The organism is Methylobacterium sp. Leaf113 (assembly GCF_001423325.1).
Taxonomy (GTDB): Bacteria; Pseudomonadota; Alphaproteobacteria; order Rhizobiales; family Beijerinckiaceae; genus Methylobacterium.
In genome coordinates this window covers 208,422-234,808 of record NZ_LMNJ01000051.1, presented here as the reverse complement: position 1 = coordinate 234,808, position 26,387 = coordinate 208,422, and the positions used below count along the sequence as shown (strand labels likewise).

At 70.1% G+C, this 26,387-nt stretch carries 23 protein-coding genes; 11 read left to right on the top strand and 12 right to left on the bottom strand.

Annotated elements, in window-relative coordinates; translation table 11 throughout:
* The first annotated feature begins 47 nt into the window (after positions 1 to 47).
* Entirely contained in the window at positions 48 to 1,739 is a 1,692-nt protein-coding gene (locus ASF60_RS20630) for a sensor domain-containing diguanylate cyclase (RefSeq protein WP_156634332.1), read from the top strand.
* A gap of 264 nt (positions 1,740 to 2,003) precedes the next feature.
* Here the strand turns inward: ASF60_RS20630 and rimM are convergent, their stop codons facing one another.
* The 11 genes from rimM to ASF60_RS20575 all read right to left on the bottom strand — a co-directional run bounded on the left by rimM (position 2,004) and on the right by ASF60_RS20575 (position 14,205).
* The gene (rimM, locus tag ASF60_RS20625; RefSeq protein WP_056189560.1) at positions 2,004 to 2,690 is read right to left on the bottom strand and encodes a ribosome maturation factor RimM; all 687 of its coding nucleotides are present in this window, start codon (positions 2,688 to 2,690) and stop codon (positions 2,004 to 2,006) included.
* 10 nt (positions 2,691 to 2,700) lie between these two features.
* Complete coding sequence (gene rpsP / locus ASF60_RS20620; RefSeq protein WP_055957770.1) at positions 2,701 to 3,063, bottom strand: 30S ribosomal protein S16; 363 nt, start codon at positions 3,061 to 3,063, stop codon at positions 2,701 to 2,703.
* Between the two features lie 114 nt (positions 3,064 to 3,177).
* Complete coding sequence (gene ffh / locus ASF60_RS20615) at positions 3,178 to 4,731, bottom strand: signal recognition particle protein (RefSeq protein WP_056189557.1); 1,554 nt, start codon at positions 4,729 to 4,731, stop codon at positions 3,178 to 3,180.
* A gap of 44 nt (positions 4,732 to 4,775) precedes the next feature.
* Positions 4,776 to 5,000: a hypothetical protein gene (locus ASF60_RS20610; RefSeq protein ID WP_056189555.1), complete on the bottom strand. Its 225-nt coding sequence runs from the start codon at positions 4,998 to 5,000 to the stop codon at positions 4,776 to 4,778.
* A gap of 399 nt (positions 5,001 to 5,399) precedes the next feature.
* A complete protein-coding gene (locus ASF60_RS20605; RefSeq protein ID WP_056189552.1) occupies positions 5,400 to 6,482 on the bottom strand; it encodes a class I SAM-dependent methyltransferase in 1,083 nt (360 codons plus the stop codon).
* Complete coding sequence (lgt, locus tag ASF60_RS20600; protein WP_056189550.1) at positions 6,479 to 7,396, bottom strand: prolipoprotein diacylglyceryl transferase; 918 nt, start codon at positions 7,394 to 7,396, stop codon at positions 6,479 to 6,481. Before lgt ends, ASF60_RS20605 begins: the two co-directional genes overlap by 4 nt.
* Before the next feature lie 132 nt (positions 7,397 to 7,528).
* Entirely contained in the window at positions 7,529 to 9,691 is a 2,163-nt protein-coding gene (locus ASF60_RS20595) for a methyl-accepting chemotaxis protein (RefSeq protein ID WP_056189547.1), read from the bottom strand.
* A 213-nt stretch (positions 9,692 to 9,904) separates the two neighbouring features.
* Positions 9,905 to 11,458, bottom strand: coding sequence for a threonine ammonia-lyase, biosynthetic (gene ilvA, locus ASF60_RS20590; protein ID WP_056189544.1), 1,554 nt, complete (start codon positions 11,456 to 11,458; stop codon positions 9,905 to 9,907).
* 301 nt (positions 11,459 to 11,759) lie between these two features.
* Positions 11,760 to 12,116: a diacylglycerol kinase gene (locus ASF60_RS20585; protein ID WP_056189539.1), complete on the bottom strand. Its 357-nt coding sequence runs from the start codon at positions 12,114 to 12,116 to the stop codon at positions 11,760 to 11,762.
* A 1-nt stretch (position 12,117) separates the two neighbouring features.
* Entirely contained in the window at positions 12,118 to 13,167 is a 1,050-nt protein-coding gene (locus tag ASF60_RS20580) for an AbrB family transcriptional regulator (RefSeq protein ID WP_056189537.1), read from the bottom strand.
* A gap of 63 nt (positions 13,168 to 13,230) precedes the next feature.
* Entirely contained in the window at positions 13,231 to 14,205 is a 975-nt protein-coding gene (locus ASF60_RS20575; protein ID WP_056189535.1) for a LysR substrate-binding domain-containing protein, read from the bottom strand.
* A 138-nt stretch (positions 14,206 to 14,343) separates the two neighbouring features.
* On the opposite strand from ASF60_RS20575, the gene ASF60_RS20570 reads away from it, so the two are divergent.
* Positions 14,344 to 15,933, top strand: a complete 1,590-nt coding sequence (locus tag ASF60_RS20570) for a catalase (RefSeq protein ID WP_056189532.1) — start codon at positions 14,344 to 14,346, stop codon at positions 15,931 to 15,933.
* A 369-nt stretch (positions 15,934 to 16,302) separates the two neighbouring features.
* Positions 16,303 to 18,321, top strand: a complete 2,019-nt coding sequence (locus ASF60_RS20565; protein WP_056189530.1) for a putative bifunctional diguanylate cyclase/phosphodiesterase — start codon at positions 16,303 to 16,305, stop codon at positions 18,319 to 18,321.
* Between the two features lie 141 nt (positions 18,322 to 18,462).
* Here ASF60_RS20565 and rplS read toward each other — a convergent pair whose 3' ends face one another.
* Positions 18,463 to 18,918, bottom strand: a complete 456-nt coding sequence (gene rplS, locus ASF60_RS20560) for a 50S ribosomal protein L19 (RefSeq protein ID WP_056189527.1) — start codon at positions 18,916 to 18,918, stop codon at positions 18,463 to 18,465.
* 268 nt (positions 18,919 to 19,186) lie between these two features.
* Between rplS and ASF60_RS20555 the strand changes: the two genes are divergently transcribed.
* The 8 genes from ASF60_RS20555 (at position 19,187) to ASF60_RS20520 (ending at position 26,379) form a co-directional block, all read left to right on the top strand.
* Positions 19,187 to 19,753: a NifU family protein gene (locus ASF60_RS20555; protein WP_056189523.1), complete on the top strand. Its 567-nt coding sequence runs from the start codon at positions 19,187 to 19,189 to the stop codon at positions 19,751 to 19,753.
* 187 nt (positions 19,754 to 19,940) lie between these two features.
* Entirely contained in the window at positions 19,941 to 20,618 is a 678-nt protein-coding gene (tsaB, locus tag ASF60_RS20550) for a tRNA (adenosine(37)-N6)-threonylcarbamoyltransferase complex dimerization subunit type 1 TsaB (protein WP_056189520.1), read from the top strand.
* Complete coding sequence (locus tag ASF60_RS20545; RefSeq protein ID WP_056189516.1) at positions 20,615 to 21,136, top strand: GNAT family N-acetyltransferase; 522 nt, start codon at positions 20,615 to 20,617, stop codon at positions 21,134 to 21,136. Before tsaB ends, ASF60_RS20545 begins: the two co-directional genes overlap by 4 nt.
* 27 nt (positions 21,137 to 21,163) lie before the next feature.
* Positions 21,164 to 22,114 carry a lysophospholipid acyltransferase family protein gene (locus ASF60_RS20540; RefSeq protein ID WP_082508104.1) on the top strand — a complete coding sequence of 317 codons (951 nt, stop codon included), beginning with the start codon at positions 21,164 to 21,166 and terminating at the stop codon, positions 22,112 to 22,114.
* Positions 22,111 to 23,451, top strand: coding sequence for a tRNA (N6-isopentenyl adenosine(37)-C2)-methylthiotransferase MiaB (gene miaB, locus ASF60_RS20535; protein ID WP_056189513.1), 1,341 nt, complete (start codon positions 22,111 to 22,113; stop codon positions 23,449 to 23,451). The genes ASF60_RS20540 and miaB overlap by 4 nt, the downstream gene beginning before the upstream one ends.
* A gap of 157 nt (positions 23,452 to 23,608) precedes the next feature.
* Entirely contained in the window at positions 23,609 to 24,733 is a 1,125-nt protein-coding gene (locus ASF60_RS20530) for a PhoH family protein (protein ID WP_056189510.1), read from the top strand.
* A complete protein-coding gene (gene ybeY / locus ASF60_RS20525) occupies positions 24,730 to 25,239 on the top strand; it encodes an rRNA maturation RNase YbeY (RefSeq protein ID WP_056189507.1) in 510 nt (169 codons plus the stop codon). Before ASF60_RS20530 ends, ybeY begins: the two co-directional genes overlap by 4 nt.
* A gap of 36 nt (positions 25,240 to 25,275) precedes the next feature.
* On the top strand, positions 25,276 to 26,379 hold the full coding sequence (locus tag ASF60_RS20520) for a hemolysin family protein (RefSeq protein ID WP_056189503.1): 1,104 nt from the start codon (positions 25,276 to 25,278) through the stop codon (positions 26,377 to 26,379).
* Positions 26,380 to 26,387: the final 8 nt, after the last annotated feature.

The following is a 26,387-nucleotide window of genomic DNA, read 5'->3' as shown; positions in this document are numbered from 1 at the left end:
GAATCATTCTGTGCGTGGTATCGCCTTGTGGGCTTTACAACCAGGGGATGATTCCGACGATGCGCCTGGTGGCCGGCTTTTGGCGTCGTCTCGATGCGACCAGCGCCTGGATCGGCCTCGGCATTCTCGCGCCCCTCGGCATGCTCGTCGTTTCCGGGACGATGCTGCTCAACCTGCGCGACGACGCGTGGGAGAAGGCGCAGCAGACGTCGCGCAACCTGCTTCAGGTGATCGAGCGCGACATTGCCCGCAACATCGAGGTGATCGACCTGGCCCTGCGCGGCGCGGTCGAGAACCTGTCGGCGCCGGGCTTTGCCGCCCTCGGCCCGGAGCTGCGCCAGCTCATCCTGTTCGACCGCGCGGTCACCACCCGCGACATGGGCGTGATCCTGGTGATCGACGAGGCGGGCAATACCCTCTACGACGCCAATGCTGTGCCGGCGCGCCAACTCAACAACGCCGATCGCTCCTATTTCCGCATCCATCGCGACCATCCCGATATCGGGCTCGACATCAGCGAGCCGGTGATCTCCCGGTTCCTCGGCGTTCCGGTGGTGGTGCTGAGTCGACGGATCGCCAAGCCGGACGGCAGCTTCGGCGGCGTGGTGCAGGCCTCCCTGAAGCTCACCTATTTCAGCAGCCTGTTCGAAAACCTCGCGCTCGGGACCAAGGGGGCGATCAACCTCTACCGGGCGGACGGCACGCGCCTGGTGCGGTATCCCCCCTGGGACGGAACGCTGGGGAAGAGCGTCGCCGACTCGCCCGTCTTCCAGCACCTCGTCCGGGTGGGGCACGGCAGCTTCGTCGGCCCCACGATCCAGAACATGGGGTCGCGGCTCCACACCTTCATGCGGATCGGCGACCTGCCCCTCATCCTCGACGTGACCCTGGCGCCGGAGGAGATCGAGGCCGAGTGGCGCGGGCGGGCGGCGGTGCTGGGCGGCGTGCTGCTGATCCTGTGTGGGCTCACCGCCGGTCTGTCGCTGCTGTTCGGGCGCGAATTGCGGCGGCGCGCCCGGATGCAGGAGGAACTGGTCCGCCTGTCGCGCACCGACGCCCTGACTGGATTGCCGAACCGACGCCGGTTCGAAGAGGCCTTGGCGGGGATCGGTGGGGTGGGCATCGGTGGGGTGGGCATCGGTGAAGCCGGGGCGGTGGAATCGATGTCGCCGTTCCCCCTGTCGCTCCTGGTCATCGATGCCGACCACTTCAAGGCGCTCAACGACCGCTATGGCCACGCCGTCGGCGACGAGGTGCTGAAAGGCCTCGCGCGCTGCCTCGAAGCCAGCGTCGCCCGCGCCGGCGACCTCGTGTGCCGGGTCGGCGGCGAGGAATTCGTGGTGCTGCTTCCCGGAAGCGACGGTCTGGGCGCCGCCCGTGTCGCGGCCCGCATCCACGCGGCGGTCGGCCGCCTCGATCTCGCCGTCTCGGGCATCGCGGCGGGCACGCTGACGGTCAGCATCGGCGTGGCGAGCAGCGACGACGTCGAACCGGGGATGTGGTCGCTGAGCGACCTCTATCGTGCCGCGGATGCCGCCCTCTACGCCGCCAAGGCGGACGGGCGGAACCAGACCCGCCATGCCGACCCTTCGGGCGGGTCCGCTGCTTCGGATGACGCGGCATTTTTCGAGCGGCGCACTTCGACGATGCTGTCCGACCCGGACGGAGCGCCGGCGTCCGGGTCCGTCGCCCGCGACCGGTCGAGGGAGGAGGGTCCGTTCTCCGGTGGTTCGGGCTGAGGTGACGCTGTCGCGGCGCTGCCCACGGCCTCCCGCGCCTCCGGGACCGATGTGCTTACGCACGGTGCTCGCGAGACCGACCAAGCCGCGCTTCGACTTCGACATCTACGATAGGGACGGCGAACGTCGGGCCTTCACCGTTTCGGTGACGAACGCGGCGTGTCACCCGGTCCGTTCGGCCTCCCTGTCGTATGGGGGACGCTGGCCGATCCGATGATCCTCCCCGAGCGTCACCGGATCGGCAGTTCCCGCTAAACGGGTTCCTCAGACGGGTTCCTCGGGCGGGCGCGGCTGGGCCGGAGCGAACAGGTCCTCCGGCGGATCGATCACCACGCGGCCCCCGGCGATGTCGAGGTCCGGCACGAAGGCCTTGGTGAAGGGCAGGAGGGCGGTGGCGCCGCCCTGGGCCGGCTTGATTTCGAGAAGGTCGCCGCCGCCGTAATTCGGCACGTCCGCGACGGTGCCCAGCACCGTGCCCTGCGTGTCGACCACGTCGAGGCCGACGAGATCGGCGGTGAAGAACTCGTCCTCCTCCGCCACGGTGCCGAGGCGTTCGCGCGGCAGATACAGGGCGAGGCGGTTGAGACCCTCCGCGCCGGTGCGGTCGCCGACGCCCTTGACGCGCGCGACCAGGAGGTCGGGGGAGGCACCGCCGGCCTGCCGGACATCGGTGAGTTCGATGCGGCGGCCATCGGCGCCGATCAGCGGCCCGTAGGACGCGATGGCCTGCGGGTCGCCGGTGTAGGATTTCAGCCGGACCTCGCCGTTGAGCCCGTGCGCCCGCCCGAACTCGCCCATCTGGACGAGACTCGGGTCGGTCGGCGGCAGAGGCGCGTCGACCTCCGCCTTGGGCCGGTGGGGCGAGGTGGCCGCCTCGCTGCCGATGCGGCCGGGCCGCGCACGGCGGCCGCCGTCACCGTGGGTCGATAGGCCTCCGGGACGACGCGCCATGCGGGGGACCTCAGGCCGCGGCGTCTTCGGCCGGGGCAGCGGCCTTCTCGGCGCGCTTGGCGGCGCGCTCCTTGGCCTTCTCGCCCGGCTCGGCCTTCTGCGGGTTGTTGCGCGCGGGGCGCTTGGCGAGGCCGGCGGCGTCGAGGAAGCGCAGGACGCGGTCCGTCGGCTGCGCGCCCTTGGCGAGCCAGGCCTGGATCTTGTCGGCTTCGAGCACGATGCGGGCCGGATCGTCCTTGGCCTTCATCGGGTCGTAGACGCCGACCTTGTCGATGAAGCGGCCGTCGCGCGGGGCGCGGGCGTCGGCGACGACGATGCGGTAGTACGGGCGCTTCTTGGCGCCGCCACGGGTCAGGCGGATCTTGAGGGACATTTATTTCTCCTGATGAGGGGGTGTTGCGTGTGTCGGATGAGGCGTCCGGTGGGCAGAGAGGAGCGGAGAAGACGCAGGTCCCTTCGCTCGTCGCTGCGCACCGGCGCCCCGGTGCTACTTCTTCTTCCCGAACGGGAAGCCGCCGAGGCCCGGAAGCCCCTTCGGCCCGCCGAGGCCTGGCAGGCCCGGCATCTTGCCCCCGAGGCCCGGAGGCGTGGGGGGGAGCTTGCCGCCGAGCTGCTTCTGCATGTCGGCGATCATCTCCGGCGTGGGCTCCGCCATGCCGGGGGGCAGGCCGGGCATACCGCCCATTCCACCGCCGCCGCCCATGCCGAACATCGAGCCCAGCGCCTGGCCGATGCCGCGCTTGCCCGAGCCCATCGCCTTCATCATGTCGGCCATGGTCCGGTGCATCTTGAGGAGCTTGTTCAGCTCCTCCACCTTCGTCCCCGAACCCGCCGCGATGCGCTTCTTGCGGGAATTCTTGAGCAGGTCGGGATTCTTGCGCTCCTGGGCGGTCATCGACGAGATGATGGCCCGCTGGCGCTTGAACATGTTCTCGTCGAGGTTGGCGCTCTCGACCTGCTTCTTCATCTGGCCCATGCCCGGAAGCATGCCCATCAGGCCGCCGATGCCGCCCATCTTCTCCATCTGGGCGAGCTGCATCGACAGGTCGTCGAGGTCGAACTTGCCCTTGCGCATCTTCTCCGCGGTGCGGAGCGCCTGCTCGTGGTCGATGGTCTCGGCCGCCTTCTCGACCAGTGAGACGATGTCGCCCATGCCGAGGATGCGGTTGGCGACGCGGGAGGGATGGAATTCCTCCAGGGCGTCGACCTTCTCGCCGGTGCCGACGAGCTTGATCGGCTTGCCGGTGACGGCGCGCATCGACAGGGCCGCGCCGCCGCGCGAATCGCCGTCCATGCGGGTCAGCACGATGCCGGTGACGCCGAGGCGCTCGTCGAAGGCGCGGGCGGTGTTGACCGCGTCCTGGCCGGTGAGCGCGTCGGCGACCAGCAGCACCTCGTGCGGGTTGGTGGCGGCCTTGACCTCGGCCGCCTCCGCCATCAGCGCCTCGTCGAGGGTGATGCGGCCGGCGGTGTCGAGCATCACCACGTCGAAGCCGCCAAGGCGGGCGGCGTCCATGGCGCGCTTGGCGATCTGCACGGCCGACTGGCCGGCAACGATCGGCAGGCTCTCGACCTCGACCTGCTTGGCCAGGATCGCCAGCTGCTCCATGGCAGCCGGGCGACGGGTGTCGAGGGAGGCGAGCAGAACCTTGCGCTTGTCGCGGGCGACGAGGCGGCGGGCGATCTTGGCCGTGGTGGTGGTCTTGCCCGAGCCCTGCAGGCCGACCATCAGGATGGCGACGGGGGCGGGGGCGTTGAGATCGATGATGCCGGCTTCCGAGCCCAGCATCGCCACCAGCTCGTCGTTGACGATCTTGACGACCATCTGGCCGGGCGTGACCGACTTCAGCACGACGGCGCCGACGGCCTTCTCGCGCACCTTCTCGGTGAAGCCGCGCACCACCTCGAGGGCGACGTCGGCCTCCAGCAAGGCGCGGCGGACCTCTCGCAAAGCCGCGGTGACGTCGGCTTCGGTGAGGGCGCCGCGGCGCGTCAGGCCGGAGAGAATTCCGGAGAGGCGATCGGACAGGCCTTCGAACATGCGTCAGGCTCCCTGAACCGGCATCGTCTGCATCGTCGGAGCGATCACTGGTTGACGCCCGCGCTCTCGGCCCGCCGCGCCTGCAGCGCATCCTCGAAGCCGCGGATCGCCTTGGCGAACTTGTCGCGGCATTCCGGATTGCAGAAGCCCACCACGGCGCCGTTGTAGAGGGTGAGCGAATCCGCCGCGATCGGCTTGCCCGACCACGGGCAGGTATCGTTCACCGCATCCTCGATGCGCAGGGGCGTCTTCGCGGGGGCGTTGGGCATCGGGACTCGACGACGACGTGTGAACCGGAACCGACGCCCTGTTCTCCAACGCGAAACCCGCCCGAGGGCGCATCGCGCTGTCGGGCGTTGACCTCCGGCCTCACAGGGCCGGTCGGCGTTCGTGTTGACGATCAAACCGTCGCATGAATGCGATGGCGGTTAATCCGATGAGGGGGTGAAGTCAAGTTTTGCGCCTGCTCGGCGATCCGCCGCCCGCCAAGCCTCATACTCAGTTGTTCGGGACGACCCGGCTATGCGTTTGCCTTGAGCCATCAGGACGAAGGGAGCGTCGATGGACGCCCACACCCTGACCCTGCTGCTGTTCCTCTGCGGCGCTCGCGCACTGGGTCTGTGCCCCTGTGGCTGGCCCGTCGCGTGCCTTGAGCCGGGCCGAGCCGCCTACGACGGCGCCGTCGGGAGACCCGGGAGGGCGGTGAGCGACGGGTCCGAAAACGCCATCGCCTTGAACAGGCTGCCCATGCCGCGCCGGGAGGGGTCGGTCAGGCGGGCCACCGCTGCCGTGATCGCATCGCGCTGGGCCGGGCTGGCGTCGCGGCCGAGGCGTTCGGCGCGCTCGCGCAGGCCCAGGGCGGCCAGAACGTCGCGCTGGTCGGCCGGGCCGTGCAGGGTCGCGCCCTCGACGCGGGCGGCGCGGCCCAGGGCGGAAAAGTCCACATGGGTGGTCAGGTCGGCCTCGCCGGGCGTGGCGAGGGGCGGCACGAAACCGTGGCCGCGCATCGCCTGCAGCGAATCGCCGAACCCGGGCCGGACATGGCCGTAATCGATGATCAGGGCCGCGCCCCGGTCGGCGACGAGGCGACGGGCGAGGCTGCGCACGATCTCGAGGGCGGCGCTCGGCAGGGTCATCAGCACCCCGTCCGGACCGGTGGCGGTGATGCGGGTGTCGGGCTCGGCGGCGAGGCCGAAGACGAGGGCGGTCCCGTCCGGGGCGAGGCCCACGAGGCGCTCGAACCAGCCGCGCGCGGTGCGCTGGAACTGGCGCACGGGGAGCGCGTCGAAGAACTCGTTGGCGATGACGAGGGTCGGCGCGCGCGGGAGGGTATCGATGCTGTCGTGCCAGGTCGGCGCGGCGGCCGCGAGGCGTGTCGCCTGCACTTCGCGCAGGACCGGGCTGGTCTCGACGAGGTGCAGGGCGGGGCGGAGTGTCGGGGCGGCGCGTGACAAGGCCCGGAGCGCGTCCTGCATCAGGGTGCCGCGCCCGGGGCCGAGTTCCACCAAAGCGAGATCGGGCGGCGCGCCCATCGCGCCCCAGGTCGCCGCGATCCAGATGCCGATCAGCTCGCCGAACATCTGGCTGATCTCGGGGGCGGTGATGAAGTCGCCACTCGCGCCGAGCGGGTCGCGGGTGCGGTAATAGCCGTAGACCGGATGGCCGAGGCAGAGGGTCATGTAGCGGTCGAGCCCGATCGGACCCGAGGCCAGGATCTCGTCGCGAATCGCGGCGAAGAGCGGACTCGTCACGCCGCGTCGGCCTTCGCCGGATTGGCGGCGCTGGCGGTGCTCGCGGGGGGCAGGTCCTCCACCGCGACACGCGGGCGGGTGGTGCCGCGCAGCGCCATCACGATGGCGGCGAGCCCGACGAGCGCCATGGGGACACACAGCACCATCCCCATGGTGATACCGCCCGTGGACCAGTTCTCGGTGCCGAACAGGTAGCCGAGCTGGCGGTCCGGCTCGCGGAAGAACTCGCAGAAGGTCCGGGCCAGGGCATAGCCGAGGACGAAGATGCCGCCCATCAGGCCGGGCTTGCGGAAGCCGTAGGCGCGCACCGCCAGCGCCATCACGACGAACATCAGGGCGCCCTCGGTGGCGGCCTCGTAGAGCTGGCTCGGATGCCGGGGCAGGGGGCCGCCGGAGGGAAACACCACCGCGTAGGCGAAGTCCGGGGCGATGCGCCCCCACAATTCGCCGTTCACGAAATTGGCGATGCGGCCGAAGAACAGCCCGATCGGCACCACCACGCCGGCGATGTCGAGGAAGGTGAAGGGCTGGAGCTTGCGGGCGCGGGCGAACAGCAGCATCGCCAGCACGGCGCCCAGGAAACCGCCGTGGAAGGACATGCCGCCGTTGCGGATGGCCAGGATCTCGATGGGGTCGGAGAGGTAGAGCGGCAGGTTGTAGAACAGTACGTAGCCGATGCGCCCGCCGAGCACGACGCCGAGCGCCACCCAGACGATGAGATCGTCGATGTCGGTGAGGGTCGGGCGCCGCACCACGCCCCAGTAGCGGTCCGCCGCCACCAGCCGACGGGCGTAGTACCAGCCGCCGAGCAGGCCCACGATGTAGGCCAGCGCGTACCACTTGATGGTGATCGGCCCGATCGCCACCGCTACGGGATCGATGGCGGGGAAGGGCAGGGCGAGGAGCGGCGGCATGGCGAGGCGTCCCGGTTGACCCGGGGCATTGGAGCCAAGCCCGCCGGGGGGTCAAGGCCGCTGAGGACATGGCTGACGAAGCAGGGCAGGCGAGCACAGCCGGCCCTGGTCGCGTGGGGTCGGGCGCGCGCCTCAGGCGGCCCGCACGGTGGCGAGGAAGGTGCCGACCTCGGTGCGCAGGTGCTCGGACTGGCGCGACAGGTCCGCCGAGGCGCGCTGGACCTGGGCCGCCGTGGCGCCGGCCTCCGCCGCCGCATGCGCCACCGCCTCGATGTCCTGGCTCATCGCCCCGGTGCCGGCCGAGGCCTGGCCCATGTTGCGGACGATCTCCTGGGTGGTGACACCCTGCTCCTCGACCGCCGCAGCGATGCTGCTGGTGACGACGCTCATGCTCTCGATGCGGGTGACGATGCTGCGGATCGCCCCGGTGGCGCCGGTGGTGGCGGAACGGATCGCCTCGACCTGCTCGGCGATCTCGGTGGTGGCGCGGCTGGTCTGCTCGGCGAGGTTCTTCACCTCCGAGGCGACCACGGCGAAGCCGCGCCCGGCCTCGCCGGCCCGGGCCGCCTCGATGGTGGCGTTGAGCGCCAGGAGGTTGGTCTGGCTGGCGATCTGCGAGACGAGGCCGACCACGTCGCCGATCCGGGTCGCGGCCTCGGACAGGGTCTGCATGGTGGCGGCGGTGCGGCCCGCCTCCTCGACGGCCTGACCCGACATGGCGGAGGCCTGCTCCACCTGCCGGCCGATCTCACCGACCGTGGCGCCGAGTTCCTCGGCCGCCACCGCCACCGCGTTGACGTTGCCGGCGGTCTCCTGCGCGGTCGCCGCGACCGAGCTGGAGCGACGGGCGGTGCCGGCCACCGCCTCGGTCATGCCCGAGGCCGCGCCCTGGAGGTCGGACGAAGCTTGTGAAACGGTGCCGACGATGCCGCCGACGGAGTGCTCGAACCGGTCGGCGAGGTCGCGCAGCAGGGCGCGGCGCTCGGTCTCCTGGCGCAGGCGTGCCGCCTCGGTGGTCTGGAGCTGCTGGGCGGCTTCTTCCAGGGAGATGTCCCGGATGGTGACGACCGCGCGGGCGATGTCGCCGATCTCGTCGGCGCGGCGGCTGCCCGGCACCTCGGCCAGGGTCTCGCGGCGGGCAAGCGCCTGCAGGGCGCGGGTCAGGGCGCCGAGGGGACCGACGATGGTGCGGGCGAACAGCAGGCCGAGAATCGCCGTGACAGCCAGCACCGCCAGGGCCGTGAAGGCCAGCGCCCGGGTCAGGGTTCCGACCGCCGCCAGCGTCTCGTCCTCGGACTGCTCGGCCAGGATGGTCCACGGTGCGCCGAGCACCGAGACCTTGGCGGTGGCGACCATGCGGCGCCCGGCGCCGTCCTGGTAGGTGAAGGGGCGCCCGCTCGCCAGGGCATCCTTGTCGAGGCCCAGAGCCGTCACGGGTGTGCCGGCGGTCACGGGCTTGCCGGAGTTGGCCGTGAGCGGCGGGTCGCTGCGCAGGGCGCCGTCGCCGCCCACCGCCATGACCTGACCGGTCTCGCCGAGGCCGCCGCGATCCGCGAGGTTGCGGTCGAACAGGGCCGGCGTCAGGCGCATCACGACGAAGCCGATCCGGGCCGAGTCCTGGCCGGTCCCCATGGCGACGTTGGCGCGGCGCGCGATGGCGCGGCCGATGAAGGCCGACGGCACGGCATCGGCCGGGTAGGCGCCGTAATCCTCGTAGAGGGTCGCGTCGGAACCGGAAGCCTTCAGGCGCTCCACCAGACGGACGAGGCCGGTGCCGGCCAGATCGGGTTCGGCCAGGGCGCGTCCGAAATCCTTGCCCTTGGTCGTGGTGTAGACGATGCGGCCGTCCTCGGAGACGAAGACGAGGTCGGCATAGCCCGGCCGCTCCAGGATCTTGCGGGCGACCTCCTGGACCTTGGCGTGGCGACGTCCGTACATCGTGCCGGCCGCCTCGGCGCCGAGGCGGGCTTCCAGCGTCGCGCCCTCGGTGTAGGTGCGGACGAGACCGGCGAAATCGGCCTTGGCCGGATCGAGGGCTTCGACGAGGTCGCCGAAATTGCCGCCCACCTGCGGGTTGCCCGCGATGGTGACGAGGTCGCCGCCGACCCGCTCGGCCACCAGCTCGATTCCCGCCTTGCGGGCCGAGGCGGCGAATTGCAGGCGCTCCTGGGCAGCATCCACCAGCCCGGCGCGGGCGCTGTACCAGCTCAGCCCGCCCATCACGGTGGCGCTGACGAGGGCGAGCCCGACCGTGATTGCGGGAAGGCGGAAGTTCAGACTGGAGAGACGAGGCATCGAAGGGCACCGATCGGGAAATGCGAAGCCCGATCATGCAACCAAATACTGAAGAATTAGGTTTCAGCCCGCCCGTCGCTCGGCAGCCCAGGCAGTGACTGCCGGTTACGCTCCGCCGACGCGGCATCAATTGCTGCGTTTCGGCCAGCGACGCGGCGGAGACTCTGGTCGACCACACGCCAACTCAAACCGGATGGCCGAAACCCATCCGGCTCAGGCAGCTTCCCGGCCGGATGCTCCGCCGTCGTCGAGAAACATCCGGTAGGCCGGGTTGTCGGTCTCGTCGATGCACGGATAGTCCAGCTTCGCGATGGCGGCATCGAAGCGGGCGCGGTCCGCCGGCGGCACACCGATGCCGGCGAGCACGCGACCGTAATCGGCTCCGTGATTGCGGTAGTGGAACAGGCTGATGTCGAAGTCGTCGCCGAGCGCGTCGAGGAACTTCATCAGCGCGCCCGGGCGCTCCGGGAACTGGAAGCGGTAGAGCCGTTCGTGGGCGAGCCCGGTGGTCCGGCCGCCGACCATGTAGCGGATATGGACCTTGGCCATCTCGTTGTCGCTCATGTCGACGGTCCGGTAGCCGGCGGCGCGCAGCGATTCGATCAGGCCGTGCTTCTCCCGCGCGCCGCCGGCGAGATTGATGCCGACGAAGATCTGCGCATCGGTGCCGGTCGCGTAGCGGTAGTTGAACTCGGTGATCGCCCGCGGCCCGAGGGTCTGGATGAAGGCGCGGTACGCGCCCTGGCGCTCGGGGATGGTGACGCCGAGCAGGACCTCGCGCTCCTCGCCGATCTCGGCCCGCTCGGCGATGTGACGCAGGCGGTCGAAGTTGAGGTTGGCGCCGCTGGAGATCGCCACCAGCGTGCCGGTCCCCGCCCCGGCGCCGTCCCCCTGGCGCGCGGCGTAGGCCTTGGCGCCGGCGAGCGCCAGGGCGCCCGAGGGCTCCGAGATGGCGCGGGTGTCGTCGAAGATGTCCTTGACCGCCGCGCACATCGCATCGGTGTCGACGGTGATGACCTCGTCGAGGAACTCGGCGCAGAGCCGGAAGGTCTCGGCTCCGGCCTCGCGCACGGCGACGCCGTCGGCGAACAGGCCGACGGTGGGCAGCACCACCCGTTTCCCGGCCGCCAGGGCGGCCGCCATGCAGGCGGCATCGTCCGGCTCGACGCCGACGACCTTGGTCTCGGGCCGCAGGTATTTCACGAAGGTGGCGATGCCCGCGGCGAGGCCGCCGCCGCCGACGGGCACGAAGATCGCCTCGATCGGCCCGGAATGCTGGGTCAGGATCTCCATCCCGATGGTGCCCTGGCCGGCGATCACGTCGGGATCGTCGAAGGGGTGCAGGAAGGTCAGCCCATCGCGCGCCTCCAATTCGCGGGCATGGCCCAGCGCCTCGTCGAAGGCATCGCCGAACAGGATGACCTCGGCGCCGCGCGCCCGGCAGGCATCGACCTTGATCGCCGGAGTCGTGCGCGGCATCACGATGACGGCGCGGACGTTGAGCCGTGCGGCGGCGAGCGCCACGCCCTGCGCATGGTTGCCGGCCGAGGCGCAGACGACGCCCTTGGCCAGCAGCTCGGGCGACAGGCCCGACATCTTGTTGTAGGCGCCGCGCAGCTTGAACGAGAAGACCGGCTGCAGGTCCTCGCGCTTCAGGAGCACCGGGCGGCCCAGGCGCGCCGACATGCGCGGCATCGGGTCGAGCGGACTCTCGATGGCGACGTCGTAGACGCGGGCGGTGAGGATCTTGCGGATGTAGTCGGTCAAGGAGACACGGGCTCCGGCGAGGCGGCGATGCGGAAGACGGATGCCCGCACATAGGCGCTCGGCGCGCCAGAAGCGAGCGAGGTCCTGTCGCGGGCGAGGTCCTGTCGCGGGCGAGGTCCTGTCGCGGGCGAGGTCCTGTCGCGGGCGAGGTCCTGTCGCGGGCGAGGTTCTGTCGCGGGCGAGGTTCTGTCCTGGGCGAGGTTCTGTCTTGGGCGAGGTTCTGTCGCGGGAGCCGCCGCGCGATGGCGACGACGCCGTCCGTCGCGGGTTCGGGGCGAGGGCGTCGCCTTGTGATGCGGCGTCAGGGGTGGTCTGACAGGCGCTCGACCAGGGCGGCGATCCAGATCAGCGCGGCGATGCCCTGGGCCGAGAAGGTCCCGGCCGAGGCGAGATCCTTGACGATGCCGATCTTGGGATGGTGCCCGGGATGGAGGTGGTCGCAGAGCTTCTCGATCGCGGTGTTGAGGAACTCGGCGGCCAGCATCAGCAGCAGGCTCGCCAGCAGGGCGACCCGGACCCAGAGCGTGGAGCCGAGCAGCAGCCCCAGCGGCACCCCGAGGACCAGCAGCACGAGTTCGAGGCGCACGGCTCGCTCGGTGCGGGCGCCGTGCACGAGGCCGCGCCAGGAATTGAGGAAGGCGAGATAGAGGGCGTGCATCTCAGCGGGCCGCCGGAGCGCTGCGGGTGATCCACTTGGCCACGACCGGTCCGGTGACCAGCACCACGAACAGCCGCAGGGTCTGGACTGCGAGCACGAAGGACACGTCGACCTTCGAGCCGACCGCGATGATCGCCACCGAATCGAGCCCGCCGGGACTGGTGGCGAGGTAGGCGGTGAGAAAGTCGATGGGCAGCAGGAAGGTCAGACCGTAGGCCCAGCCGCCGCACAGGGCGATCACCCCCAGGGTGGCGATCATGATGCCCGGCAGGGCGCTCACCGTTTCGCGCAGGGTCTCGCGCCGGAAACGCAGGCCGACATACCAGCCGATGGTGGCGTAGGCGAGGTCGAGGACCGGCATGGGCAGTGCCATCGACACGAGGCCGGAGGCGTGGAGCGCCGCGCCGAGCAGCATCGGCCCGATCAGCGCGAAGGCCGGCAGGCGCAGGACCTTCGCCAGAACGGCGCCGGCGGCCGCCACCGCCAGGGTCGCCAGGATCGAGAGCGGCGCCACGCTGAAGGGGTCGGATGCCGGCACCACGTCGGTGACATCGGTGAGCAGGCGGGCCATGACGGAGGCCGACAGCACCACGGCGACCACCCGCACGTATTGCATGAAGGCCACGAGGCGGGGATCGGCGCCGTACTCCTCCGACATCGCCACCATGGCGGCGGCGCCTCCGGGGGACGAGCCCCAGGCCGCGGTGGAGCCCGGCAGGATGCGCAGGCGGGTGAGCGCCCAGCCCACCGCGCCGCCGACCAGCACCGTGACCAGCACCACCGCCAGGATCAGGGCGCCGTCCTCCGACACCGTGCGGACGATCTCGCCGGTCACCGTATGGGCGACGAGGCAACCGATCATCGCCTGGGCCGCCTGGAAGCCGAATTTCGGCACCGACAGGTTCGCGCCGCCGACGCCGAAGGCGATCGCCGCCACCATCGGCCCGAGCAGGAGCGCCGCCGGAAAATGCGCGTGGTCGAGGCCATAGGCCAGGAGGCCGGAGGCGCCGAGGAGAGCCGCCCAACGGCCGAGAAAGCGCAGTGAGAGCACGGAGAGGCCGGAAGGATGCGGAGAGACGCGAAGGCCGGGCCGTACGGCCCGTCGTGCCGGGCGCTACACCGGATCGGCCACGCTGTCACGGCGCGGGATGCGCGGGCGGGGCATGCCGTCGTCGCGGCAGGCGGTGGTGCCGGACGGGGCATGGGCGCGGAAGAAGGCTGCGAGATGGGCGAGGCCGTCGCTGCGCGGATCGCTGGTGCGCCAGGCCAGGGCGATCGTACGGCCGGGGCCGTCGACGTCGAAGCTGCGGGTCACCGTGAGGCCGCTCGGGTCGGGTCCGGTGGGAACCGCCAGCGTGGGCAGCAGGGTGTATCCGGCCCCCGCCGCCACCATCGAGCGCAGGGTCTCCAGGCTGGTGGCGTGGCGCCCGGCGGCGGAGCCGGCGCCGCAGGCCGCCACGGTCTGGTCGCGCAGGCAGTTGCCCTCGTCGAGGAGGAGGAGGTCCGGCCCAGCGATGTCGGTGGCGCGGAGCGCACCGCCCCGGGCGAGGGGGTGCTCGGCCGGGCAGGCGAGTTGGAACGGCTCGACGAAGAGCGGCGACACGGTGAGCCCGGAGGCCGGCACCGGCAGCGAGATCAGGGCCGCGTCGATGCGGCCGTTGCGCAATCCTTCGAGAATCTCGGCGGTGCGGGCCTCGCTCAGGGCCAGGGCCAGCAGCGGAAACTCCTGGCGCAGGGTCCGCAACACCAGGGGGAACAGGTAGGGCCCGAGCGTCTGGATGGCCGCCAGGACGAGGCGGCCGGTGAGCGGGGCGCCGCGCCCCTCGCTGGCCAGGACCAGGAGGCGCTGGGCCTCCGCCATGACGATGCGGGCCTGGCGCACGATGGTCTGGCCGGCCGGGGTCAGCATCACCCGGCGATTGCCGCGCTCGAACAAAGCCAGGCCGAGCAGGTCTTCCAGCTTGCGGACCTGGACACTCAGGGTGGGCTGGCTGACATTGCAGCGCTCGGCGGCCCGGCCGAAATGCATCTCCTCGGCGACGGCGACGACATATTCGAGATCGCGCAGGGACAGGCCCGACATATTCATAGGCTTTGCCTATCATCCCTTTCGCCACGATGCATTAGCCAAATCGCCGGCGCGGGTCCATAAGACCGGCTCGGAATGATTCCAAGATTCGGATGCGGCGGTCGCCGCGACGATCTTATCTGAGCGAGAGAGCACCGCATGAGCGATCAGCGCCCGATCCTGACCACCCGACAGGGCCACCCGGTTCGCGACAACCAGAGCACCCGTACGGTTGGCGAGCGCGGCCCCGCGACCCTCGAGAACTACCAGTTCATCGAGAAGATCACGCATTTCGATCGCGAGCGTATCCCGGAGCGCGTCGTCCACGCCCGCGGCGCCGGCGCTCACGGCTACTTCGAGGCCTATGGCAAGATCGGCAACGAGCCGGCCTCCAAGTACACCCGCGCCCGCGTTCTCAACGAGACCGGCGTCAAGACGCCGATGTTCGTGCGCTTCTCCACCGTGGCCGGCGCCAAGGAGAGCCCCGAGACCGAGCGCGACCCGCGCGGCTTCGCGGTGAAGTTCAAGACCGTCGACGGCAACTGGGATCTGGTCGGCAACAACCTCAAGGTCTTCTTCATCCGCGACGCGATCAAGTTCCCCGACATGATCCACGCGTTCAAGCCCGATCCGGTGACCAACCGGCAGGAGGCGTGGCGCTTCTTCGACTTCGTGGCGCAGCATCCCGAAGCCATCCACATGGTGACCCACCTCAAGTCGCCCTGGGGCATCCCCGCCAACTATCGCGAGATGGAGGGCTCGGGCGTCAACACCTACAAGCTGGTCAATGACCAGGGCGAAGCCGTGCTGTGCAAGTTCCATTGGGAGCCCAAGCAGGGCGTCCGCAACCTGACCTCGGCCCAGGCGTCCGAGATCCAGGCCAAGGATGTCGGCCACGCCACGCGCGACCTCTACGACAACATCAAGGCCGGCAACTTCCCCGAGTGGGAATTCTGCGTGCAGATCATGCCCGACGGTCCGAACGACCACCTGTCGTTCGATCCCCTCGACGACACCAAGCTCTGGCCGGTCGAGGACTTCCCGCTGCTGCCCGTCGGCCGCATGGTGCTCGATCGCGTGCCGGACAACTTCTTCGCCGAGGTCGAGCAGTCGGCCTTCGGCACGGGCGTGCTCGTGGACGGCATCGACTTCTCGGACGACAAGATGCTCCAGGGCCGGACGTTGTCCTACTCGGACACGCAGCGCTACCGCGTCGGCGCCAACTACCTCCAGCTGCCGATCAACGCGCCGCAGCCAGGCGTGAAGGTCTATTCGAATCAGCGCGACGGCCAGATGACCTACGGCGTCGACGGCACCGGCCCGAATGCCCACATCAACTACGAGCCCTCGACCCTGGCCGAGGGTCTGCGCGAGGCGCCGAAGCCGGCCAAGGACTATCACCAGCCGGTGCAGGGCCAGCTCGGCCGCTACCAGACCTCGCGCACCGAGGACGACTACACCCAGGCCGGCGTGCGCTACCGTTCGTTCCAGGATTGGGAGCGTGACGACCTCATCGCCAACCTCGTCGGCGATATGAAGCAGTGCCCGGAGCCGATCCAGCTGCGCATGGTCTGGCACTTCTGGCACGCCGACGAAGATTACGGCCGTCGCGTCGCCGAGGGTGCGGGGATCGATCTGGAGAAGGCCAAGGCTCTGCCGCCGCTTCCGGGCCGCGCCGCGCCGGGCAAGCGGCTCCAGGCCGAGACTTATACCGACGGCAGCCAGGCTCACAGCATCGCCGCCGAGTAAACTCACCGTCTCATCGTGAAGGCTGATCGAGTCCCGCCGGGTCCTAGGACCCGGCGGGACTTTTTCGTTGCTCGATCCTCTGCGCGCCGCAGGCAAAGGTCGGATCGGGAACGACGAGCGACGAGGGGTTCGACGCAATGACATCCATCGAGCGGTGACGGACATCCGTCGTTCGACAGGCACGGACGTTGCGGTGTGATGTGCTGTAAATTTGAAATCTTATGTTGTTGAAGACAAGTTCTTGTTTTTGATGATTCCCCCTATAGGCTGCGTTATTCGAAGGACGCACGATATATTTACCGATTGGTCTGTCAGATAGCCGGCGTGGCAGAATGCCAGGGTGTTCGAGCGCGGGACGAGAGATCAGCCTTGATCAGGAACGAGCTCAGCTCCGTCGAGGCGATCATCGAGCGCGATCGGGCGCGCGAGGTCCTGCGGGGCATGCGCCCGACGCTAATTGCGAACGTGTTCGTCTCGGTGTCCCTCGGCGGGATGATGTGGGAGCTGGTTCCTCGCGCGCTGATCCTCGCCTTCGTCGGCGTCAACGCCCTGCTCAACTTCTCCCGTGCCCTGATTGCCGCCCGATGGCTGAGGCTGAGCCACGCGGACCGGTACCCCGACCGGGTCCTGGCCTTCGCGTGGATCGGCGCCCTGCTCTCGGGCCTGTGCTGGGCCGGTGCCCTGATCGGCCTCGCGCAGAACGGACACACCCAGTCGGTGGCGGTCGCCCTGGCCTTCTGCAGCCTGAATGCCGGGGTCATCCAGAGCAAGGTGTCCCGGGCTCCCGCCATCGCCTTCATGCTTCCGAGCCTCTCGGTCCTCACGGTGCTGTTCCTCGTCGAGGGATCACTCAGCGCGCAGATCATCGCCGTGAACCTGATCATCCTCGCGGTGCTGATGATTCGCGGCGCGACTGACCAGGAGGCGCATTACCTGGAATCGAGCCGCCTCAAGCTGGAAGCCACCGCGCTGGCCGAATCGTTGAAGGCCGCCAATCTCGCCGCCGAGCAGGCCCTGCGCCGCCTCGAATATTCGGCGTCCCACGATCACCTGACCGGCCTGTTCAACCGGGCGGCCTATCAAGCCGCCTTCGAGGCACGCCTGGGGAATGGGGCGGCGGATCGGGAGGAGTTCTGGATCCTGCTGATCGACCTCGATCGCTTCAAGGGCATCAACGACACCTTCGGGCATGCGGTCGGCGACGCGGTCCTGGTCGAATCCGGTGCGCGCCTGAGACGGATTCTCGGCGCGGAGGCCGTGGTCGCGCGTCTCGGAGGCGACGAGTTCGCCGCCCTGGTCCCCGGTCCGCCCGGCCGGGACGACGGGCCGAGGCTGGCGCGGGAGATCGTGGCGCAGCTTGCCGTGCTCGTCACGGCGTCCGGCCAGACCGTCCAGGCGGGGGCCAGCGTCGGCATCGCCCGCTACCCGGGTGACGCCGACACCCTCGTAGACCTGCAATGCCATGCCGACCTGGCCCTCTATGTCGCGAAATCGAAGGGCCGTGGCGCTTGGTGCCGGTACGAGGAGGCCATGTACCGGGTGGCGCGGATCAAGCGGGAGATCGAGCGCGACCTCGCCGGCGCCCTGGAGAGCCGGGCGATCCGGGCCTGGTTCCAGCCCCAGGTCGAGAGTCGGACCGGCGCGGTGGTCGGGGTCGAGGCGCTGCTGCGCTGGAACCATCCGAAGCTGGGGTGGGTGTCGCCCCCGGACGTGATCGCGGCTGCCCTGGCGACGCGCCAGTCGCGCGCCGTGATGCAGGTCATCCTGCGCGACGGCTGTCGTATGGCGCAGCAGCTCGATGCCGCCGGCCATTCCCACGTCCGTGTCTCGATCAACATGTCGCCGAGTGAATTCGGCAGCTATCCCCTCGCCGCGATGGTCGCCGCCGAACTGGCGGCCCACCAGGTCGCGCCGGCGCGCCTCGCGATCGAGATCACCGAGGAGGCGGTCTATTCGAGCGAGCGGGGCGGGGCGGACGTCGAGGCGCTGATCGGGATGGGAGTCGGCATCATCGTCGATGATTTCGGCGTCGCGTACTCGTCGATCGGAGCCCTGCGCAACCTGCGCTTCGACTGCCTGAAGATCGATCGGAGCTTCATCAAGAACCTCGTCGACGAGGAACGGGACCGCCTGCTGATGAAGGCCATCCTGGCCTTCGCCCGGACCCTCGGGGTGACGGTGGTGGCCGAAGGCGTCGAGACCCGCGCCCAGTTCGACATCCTGAAGCAGCTCGGATGCCCGATCCTTCAGGGCTTCCACTTCGCCGGCGCCATGCCGGAGCCTGCCGCGCTGGACTGGGTCGCCCACAACGCCGCCCTGCGATTCGGATTATCCCGGGACGAGGGCTGGTTCGTCACGGGCCGCCGACGCCTCGCCGTGCAGGCCTGATCACCGATCGTCCGGTCGGTGGCGCGGATTCTGCTCCGAAAACGACGGAAGGCCCGCGCGATATCCCGCGCAGGCCTTCTCGTATCCGGCTGACGCGCGCGCGATGCGCCCGTCAGATGTTCATCGGATCCTGCTGCGATCTTACTCGGCAGCGTTCTTGGCCGCGCTCTTGGCGGCCTTCTCGGCCTTGCGGGCGTCCTTGTTCGCCTTCGAGGCATCGGCCTTGGCGGCCTTCTCGGCGGGGCGATCGGCGCGCTCGACGATACGGGCGGACTTACCGCGACGGTCGCGCAGGTAGTACAGCTTGGCGCGACGCACCTTGCCGCGACGGACGACGGCGATCGAATCGATCAGCGGCGAGTAGAGCGGGAACACGCGCTCGACGCCTTCGCCGTAGGAGATCTTGCGGACGGTGAAGCTCTCGTTGAGGCCGCCACCGGAGCGCGCGATGCAGACGCCCTCATAGGCCTGCACGCGGGTGCGCTCGCCTTCCTTCACCTTCACGTTCACCGTCACGGTGTCACCGGGCTGGAAGTCGGGAATGGTCTTGCCGAGCGAAGCGATCTGCTCCTGCTCGAGCTGCTGGATGATGTTCATCGATGATATCCTGCCGGTGCGCGCCCGTGATCCCCGGATGGGACCGCGTGCGTCAGGATTTCGGCATCCTGTTTTGAATTGAGGCGGGCCATACACGAGGTGCGGCCTCTTGTCCAACCCGGTCCCGGCGGTTTCGGGGCGGGCTCTGCGCAGCCCGCACGGTTGAGAAAATCGCCGCTCCGGTCCACATGGAGAGGGCGGCGGAGCCTTCCGGCGTCATTCCCGGCCGGCCTTGAACCGGCGCAGCGGACGAGGATCTTTCTGAGCCATGTTCATCCAGACCGAAGCCACTCCGAATCCCGCCACCCTGAAGTTCCTGCCCGGCCGCGTGGTCCTGACCGAGGGCACCTTCGAGGCGCGCGACGCCGAGGCCGCGGCCCGCTCGCCCCTGGCGACCCGCCTGTTCGACGTGCCCGGCGTCTCGGGCGTCTATCTCGGGCACGATTTCATCTCGGTCACCAAGGCCGAGGACGACAATCTCTGGCCGCAGGTGAAGCCGGCCGTGCTCGGCGCGATCATGGAGCATTTCCAGTCCGGTGCGCCGACCCTGGCCGAGGGCCACGTCGTCGGCAGCGAGGATGCCGAGGAGTTCTTCGATCCGGCCGACCTCGAGACGGTCGAGACGATCAAGGACCTGCTGGAGACCCGCGTTCGTCCGGCCGTGGCCGGCGACGGCGGCGACATCACCTTCCGGGGCTACAAGGAAGGCGTGGTCTACCTCGAGATGAAGGGCGCCTGCTCGGGCTGCCCGTCCTCCACCGCCACCCTGCGCAACGGCGTGCAGAACCTGTTCCGGCACTTCCTGCCGGAAATCCGCGAGGTGCAAGCGATCTAAGGTCGGCGATCCCAAATCGGCGATCCGAGGTCGAGAAACCGCCCGTTCGGCGCAAAGCCGCAACAGGTTTGCGCGAATGTGTCCCTGACGGCCGCTCCGCTCTGCCGGAGCGGCCGTTTTTGTCTTAACGTCAGGCCGTCCCGGGACGCAGGCGCGCTCCGGGGCCGCGGCACGATCGGGAGTGAGTTTGCGTATCCTCGCCATCGACACGGCGCTCGACGCCTGTTCCGTCTGCATCGCCTCGGATGCCACCGACGATCTCCTCGCCCACGAGTCGATGGTCCTAGGTCGCGGCCATGCCGAGGCCCTGCTGCCGATGATCGAGCGCGTGGTCGCCCGGGTCGAGGGCGGTTTCGAGGCGCTGGACCGCGTCGCCGTGACGGTCGGGCCGGGCAGCTACACCGGCCTGCGGGTGGGGCTTTCGGCCGCCCGCGCCATCGGTCTCGCCACCGGCATTCCGGTGGTCGGCGTCACCACCCTGTCGGCCCTGCTGGCGCCGCTGCTGGCGCTCAACGGCGAGGGCCTGATCGTCGCCGCCATCGACGCGCGTCACGGCTCGGTCTACCTCCAGGCGATGAGCATGACGGACGGCATCGTGGTGCCGCCGAGCCACGTTCCGGTCGCGGAGGCGGCGGCGATGCTCGATGGCGTCGTGACGCTGGTTGGCTCCGGTGCGCCCCTGATCGCCGCCGCCGCCAAGGCCCGCGGATTCGCCGTCGAGGTCGCCGGCACCGGGGCCGCCGAGATCGGCTGGATCGCCTCGCTCGGCATGCTCGCCGATCCGGCCCAGGCCCTGGCCCGGCCGCTCTACCTGCGTGGCCCCGACGCCCAGCCGCAGGATCATGCGAGGCTTGCGCGCCGATGACCCGACCCCTGACTCCCTTCTGGCCCTTCGAGGTCTGGTCCGCCTGGTGGGAAGCCTGGGGCACGGCGCCCTACGTGACCGTTCTGCGTGATTCCGGTCAGGCCCGGGCGCTGGCCCGCATCCACGCCACCGCCTTCGCCCGCCCCTGGGACGCGCACGAGTTCGAGCGCATGCTGTGCGAGCGTTCCACCGAGGCGCATGCCCTGTGGAAGAACGGTGCGATCCAGGGCTTCGTCCTGTCGCGCCGCGCCGCAGACGAGGCCGAGATCCTCACGGTGGTGCTGGCGCCGGGCGTGCGCGGCGGCGGCCTCTCGCATAAGCTGGTGAGCGCGCATCTCCAACACCTGGCCCAGACCGGCATCCGCACCGTCCATCTGGAGGTCGACGAGGGCAACGCCCCGGCGCTGAAGCTCTACGCCCGCCACGGCTTCCGGCAGGTCGGCGAGCGGACGGGCTACTACACCCGCGCCGACGGCCAGCGCGCGACCGCGCTGACCATGACGGCGGTGCTGGCGTGATCCGGCGTCACGGCGCCTGAGCGCGCGATGACCCGCGTCGGCACGGCGATCCGGCTCCTCCTCTGCGCGCTCCTCTTCGGCGCGATCGTTGGCCCCCACCTTCTCAGCCTGCGCTTCGGGCGCGGACGGATCGCGGCCTGGATGCCGGTGCTGTTCCACCGCGCCTTCCGGATGCTGTTCGACCTGCGGGTGACCCAGAGCGGCACCCCGCCCAAGCCGGGCGAGCCGGCCCTGGTGCTCGCCAACCACGTGTCCTGGCTCGACATCCTCGTCCTCGGCTCCCTGCGGCCGCTCTCCTTCGTGGCCAAATCCGAGATCGCCGGCTGGCCGGTGGTCGGCACCCTGGCGCGGCTCCAGCGCACGGTCTTCATCGACCGGACCCGCCGCGCCGACACCGCCAGCGTCAACGCCACGGTGGCGCGCCGTCTGGCGGGGGGCGATCTCATCGTGCTGTTCGCCGAGGGCACCACGGGCGACGGGACCCGGCTGCTGCCGTTCCGCTCCTCGCTCGTGGGCGCCGCCCGCGCGGCCGTCGCCGGAGAGGGCCCGGCCCGCATCCGCCTGCAGCCGCTGGCGCTCACCTATCCGCGCCGGAACGGCCTGCCGGTGGTGCGTGCCGAGCGCCCCGAGATCGCCTGGTACGGCGACATGGACCTCGCGCCCCACCTCGCCAGCTTCCTGGCCGGCGGTCCCCTCGACATCCACGTCACCTGGGGCGCGCCGATCGCCTTCGAAGCCGGCACCGACCGCAAGCGCGCCACCGCCCTGGCGGAAGCCTCCGTGCGCGAGGCGGTCCAGCGCGGCACGACCGGACGCCCGCCCCTCGGGCCGGTCTGGTGTGGGCGCCGCCCCGCCGGAACGCGCTCCAGCACGAGCCTGCCGGGGAGGGAGTTGCCGATCCACCAGGGCATCGCGACGGCGGCGCCGATCCGTGCTATGGGCGGCCGCACATCCTCATCCTCGGAATCGGACTGTTGAAGAAAGCCTACGTCAAATCCTACGGCTGCCAGATGAACGCCTACGACGCCGCCCGCATGGCGGACGTGCTGGGCGCCGAGGGCTATGCGGCCACCGACGTGGTGGAGGACGCGGATGTCGTCATCCTCAACACCTGCCACATCCGCGAGAAGGCCGCCGACAAAGTCTATTCGGAGCTTGGGCGCCTGCGTGTGCTGAAGGGTGAGCGGGCGCAGGCCGGACGCGACACCAAGATCGTGGTGGCGGGCTGCGTCGCCCAGGCCGAGGGGGCCGAGATCCTGGCCCGCGCCGCGACCGTCGACGTGGTGGTGGGGCCGCAGAACTACCATCGCCTGCCGGATCTGCTGGCGCGCTCCGCCACCGGGCGCGTGGTCGACACCGAGTTTCCGGTCGAGGACAAGTTCGACCATCTGCCGGCCCGCCGGACCCACGGCGTCACCGCCTTCCTCACGGTGCAGGAGGGCTGCGACAAGTTCTGCGCCTTCTGCGTGGTGCCCTATACCCGCGGCGCCGAGGTCTCGCGTTCCGTGGCAGCGATCCTGGCGGAGGCCGAGAAGCTGGTGCGCGGCGGGGTGCGCGAGATCACGCTGATCGGTCAGAACGTCAACGCCTATCACGGCCTCGGGCCGGACGGCGAAAGCGCGACCCTGCCGGTTCTGCTGCGGGCGCTGGAGCGTCTGCCCGGCCTCCTGCGCCTGCGCTACACCACGAGCCACCCCAACGACATGGACGACGATCTGATCGCCGCCCACGGGACGATCCCGGCGCTGATGCCGTACCTGCACCTGCCGGTGCAGTCCGGCTCCGACCGGGTGCTACGGGCGATGAACCGCAAGCACAGCGGCGACGCCTATCGGCGGATCATCGAGCGGGTGCGAGCGGCCCGGCCCGACATCGCCCTGTCGTCGGACTTCATCGTCGGCTTTCCCGGCGAGACCGATGCGGAGTTCGAGGAGACGATGCGGCTGGTGCGCGATATCGGCTTCGCCAGCGCCTTCTCGTTCAAGTACAGCCCGCGTCCCGGCACCCCGGCCGCCGACAGCGTCGATGCGGTGCCGGAGGCGGTGAAGTCCGAGCGTCTGGCCGCGCTCCAGGCTTTGCTCGACGCGCAGCGGCACGCCTTCAACGCCTCGGCCGTCGGCCATGTGGTCGAGGTCCTGGTCGAGAAGGTCGGGCGCCACCCTGGCCAGGTCGCCGGCAAGACGCCCCATCTGCTGCCGGTGCAATTCGATGCGCCGGCGTCGACCATCGGCACGGTGGTGCCGGTGCGGGTGGTGCGGGCCGGCTCCAACAGCCTGTTCGGCGAGACGGTCGGCGACACGGCGGCGGCCGCTTGAGCGCTCGGAGCGCAGCGGCGACGCGTCCGGTCTCCGGTCGGGCGATACGCCGCGCCGGGGAAGCGCTGGACGTGGCGCAACGAATTCCGATGTCAGGGGCTTCTCCGGACACGCGGTGCGAAACGGCTTCGCAGCCTGCGATCCGTCCCGGACGGCAATGAAGGACAACGGCGTGCCAGGAACTGAAGGGTCGGGCGGACGTGGCGGCGCCCTGCGGGGGCGCGGCCCGGCGGCGCGGATCGGGGGGCCGGTCGAAACCGAGGAGGTCGCGCTGACCTTCGACGACAACCGCCTCGCGAGCCTTGTCTTCGGCCAGTACGACCAGAACGTCGCCCATATCGAGCGCCGTCTCGGCGTCACCGCCACGGCGCTCGGCAATCATCTCGTGCTGAAGGGCAGCGTCGAGGCGGCCGAGAAGGGCCGCAAGGTGTTCGAGCGGCTCTATGCCCGGGTCAAGACCAACGGGCTGCCGCTGACCCTCGGCGACGTCGATGGGGCGATCCAGGAAACGACGCAGCAGGGCAACCTCTTTCCCGCCGCCGAGGTCAGCGCCGAGCCCGACCGGGCCGTGTTCGACCAGATCGCCACGCGCAAGCGCGGTGCCGTGCGCGCCCGCAACCGCGCGCAGGACGCCTACATCAAGGCCCTGCGCAGCCACGAACTCGTCTTCGCCGAGGGACCGGCCGGGACGGGCAAGACCTGGCTCGCCGTGGGCCATGCGGTCTCCCTGCTGGAGCAGGGCCATGTCGAGCGCCTGATCCTGTCGCGCCCCGCCGTCGAGGCCGGCGAGCGCCTGGGCTTCCTGCCGGGCGACATGCGCGACAAGGTCGATCCCTACCTGCGGCCGATCTACGACGCGCTCTACGATTTCATGGAGGCGCGCCACGTCGATCGCGGTCTGCAGACCGGCATCATCGAGATCGCGCCGCTGGCTTTCATGCGCGGACGCACCCTGACCAACGCCGTGGTGCTCCTCGACGAGGCGCAGAACACCACCTCGATGCAGATGAAGATGTTTCTGACCCGGCTCGGTGAGAATTCCCGCATGATCATCACCGGCGATCCGAGCCAGATCGATTTGCCGCCGGGCCAGAAATCCGGCCTGGTCGAGGCCGTGCGCGTGCTCGACGGCGTCGAGGGCATCGGCCGCATCACCTTCCGCGACGTCGACGTGGTGCGCCACGACCTCGTCCGCCGCATCGTCACCGCCTACGAGGCGGCGTCGCACGGGGAGGGCGATGCCGACCGGGCGCCCCTGTCGCGCCGGAGGCCCCTGTCGTGAGCGCTGCCGTTTCGGCCGAGATCGACGTCGCGGTCGAGGACGCGCGCTGGACGAGCGTGGCGCCGGATCTCGAAGCGTTCGTGATCCGGGCCGTGGAAGCCGGGCTCGCCGCCGCCCCCGAGGCGCCGGAGGGCGAGTTCGAGATCAGCGTGCTGCTCACCAACGATGCGGCGGTGCAGGACCTGAACCGGACTTGGCGCGGCAAGGACAAGCCGACCAACGTGCTGTCTTTCCCGGCTGCGCCCCAGCCCACTCATCCGGGCGTGCCGCGTCCGCTCGGCGACGTCGTTCTTGCGTATGACACGATGCTGCGCGAGAGTGCCGAGCAGTCGAAGCCGCTCAGCGACCATCTGGCCCATCTCCTCGTCCATGGCACCCTTCACCTCCTCGGTCAGGACCACGAGACCGGCGAGGCGGATGCCGAGGCGATGGAAGCCCTCGAGGTGGCGGCGCTTCGGACCCTTGGCGTGCCCGACCCCTATGCTGCAGAGACCTGCACGGAGTGAGCGGCGATCCCGCCCGACATCCCAGATCAGAGAGACATGACGAACGATCGAAGTCGCGGCGCGGCCCAGGCCGCGCCCAGTTCCGGCGATGGTGAGAACCAGGCCCGCGAGCCCTGGTACGACCGCCTCCTCCACGTGTTCCATCTTCGCCCGCGCGATTCGCTGCGCGACGACATCGAGGGCGCGCTGGCCGAGCCCGACACTGGCGAGAATGCGTTCTCGCCCCTCGAACGCGCCATGCTGAAGAACGTGCTCGGCCTGCACAAGGTGCGGGTCGACGACGTCATGATTCCCCGGGCCGACATCGTCGCGGTCTCGATGGACACCAGCCTCGGCGACCTGCTGAAGCTGTTCCGCACGGCCGGGCATTCCCGGCTTCCGGTCTACGGGGAAACCCTCGACGACCCGCGCGGCATGGTCCACATCCGCGACTTCGTCGACCACATCGCTGCCCGGGCCGAGGCCGGCAGCCGCCGTGCGGCGCCGACGCAGCCGGAGGGCGAGGCCGCCCCGGTCCTGCCGCCGCGGGCCCGCCGGGGCGCCCGCGCTCTGCGCAGCCTCAACCTCGCCCAGGTCGACCTCTCGGCGACGCTGGCGGCGACCCGTATCCAGCGCCCGGTGCTGTTCGTGCCGCCCTCGATGCCGGCCATCGATCTGCTGGTCCGGATGCAGGCGACGCGCACCCACATGGCCCTCGTGATCGACGAGTATGGCGGCACCGACGGCCTGATCTCGATCGAGGATCTGGTCGAGATGGTGGTGGGCGACATCGAGGACGAGCACGATGTCGCCGAGGGACACCTGATCCAGCGCGTCGATGGGGAGAGCGACGTGTTCGTCGCCGATGCCCGGGCGGGCCTCGCCGAGGTCTCCGCCGCGAGCGGCGTCGACCTCGTGGCGGCGGTCGGCGAGATGGCCGAGGAGATCGACACCATCGGCGGCCTGATCGTGACCCTGGCGGGGCGCGTGCCCTCGCGCGGAGAACTGATCAGCGGTCCTGGGAACCTCGAATTCGAGGTGCTCGACGCCGATCCGCGCCGGGTCAAGCGCCTGCGCCTGCAGCGGGGGGATGCCCGCATCACCGCCGTGGTTCCGCTGGCCCTGCCGGCGCCCACGCCGCCCGGATCGCCGGCCCCGTGACGGGTTTC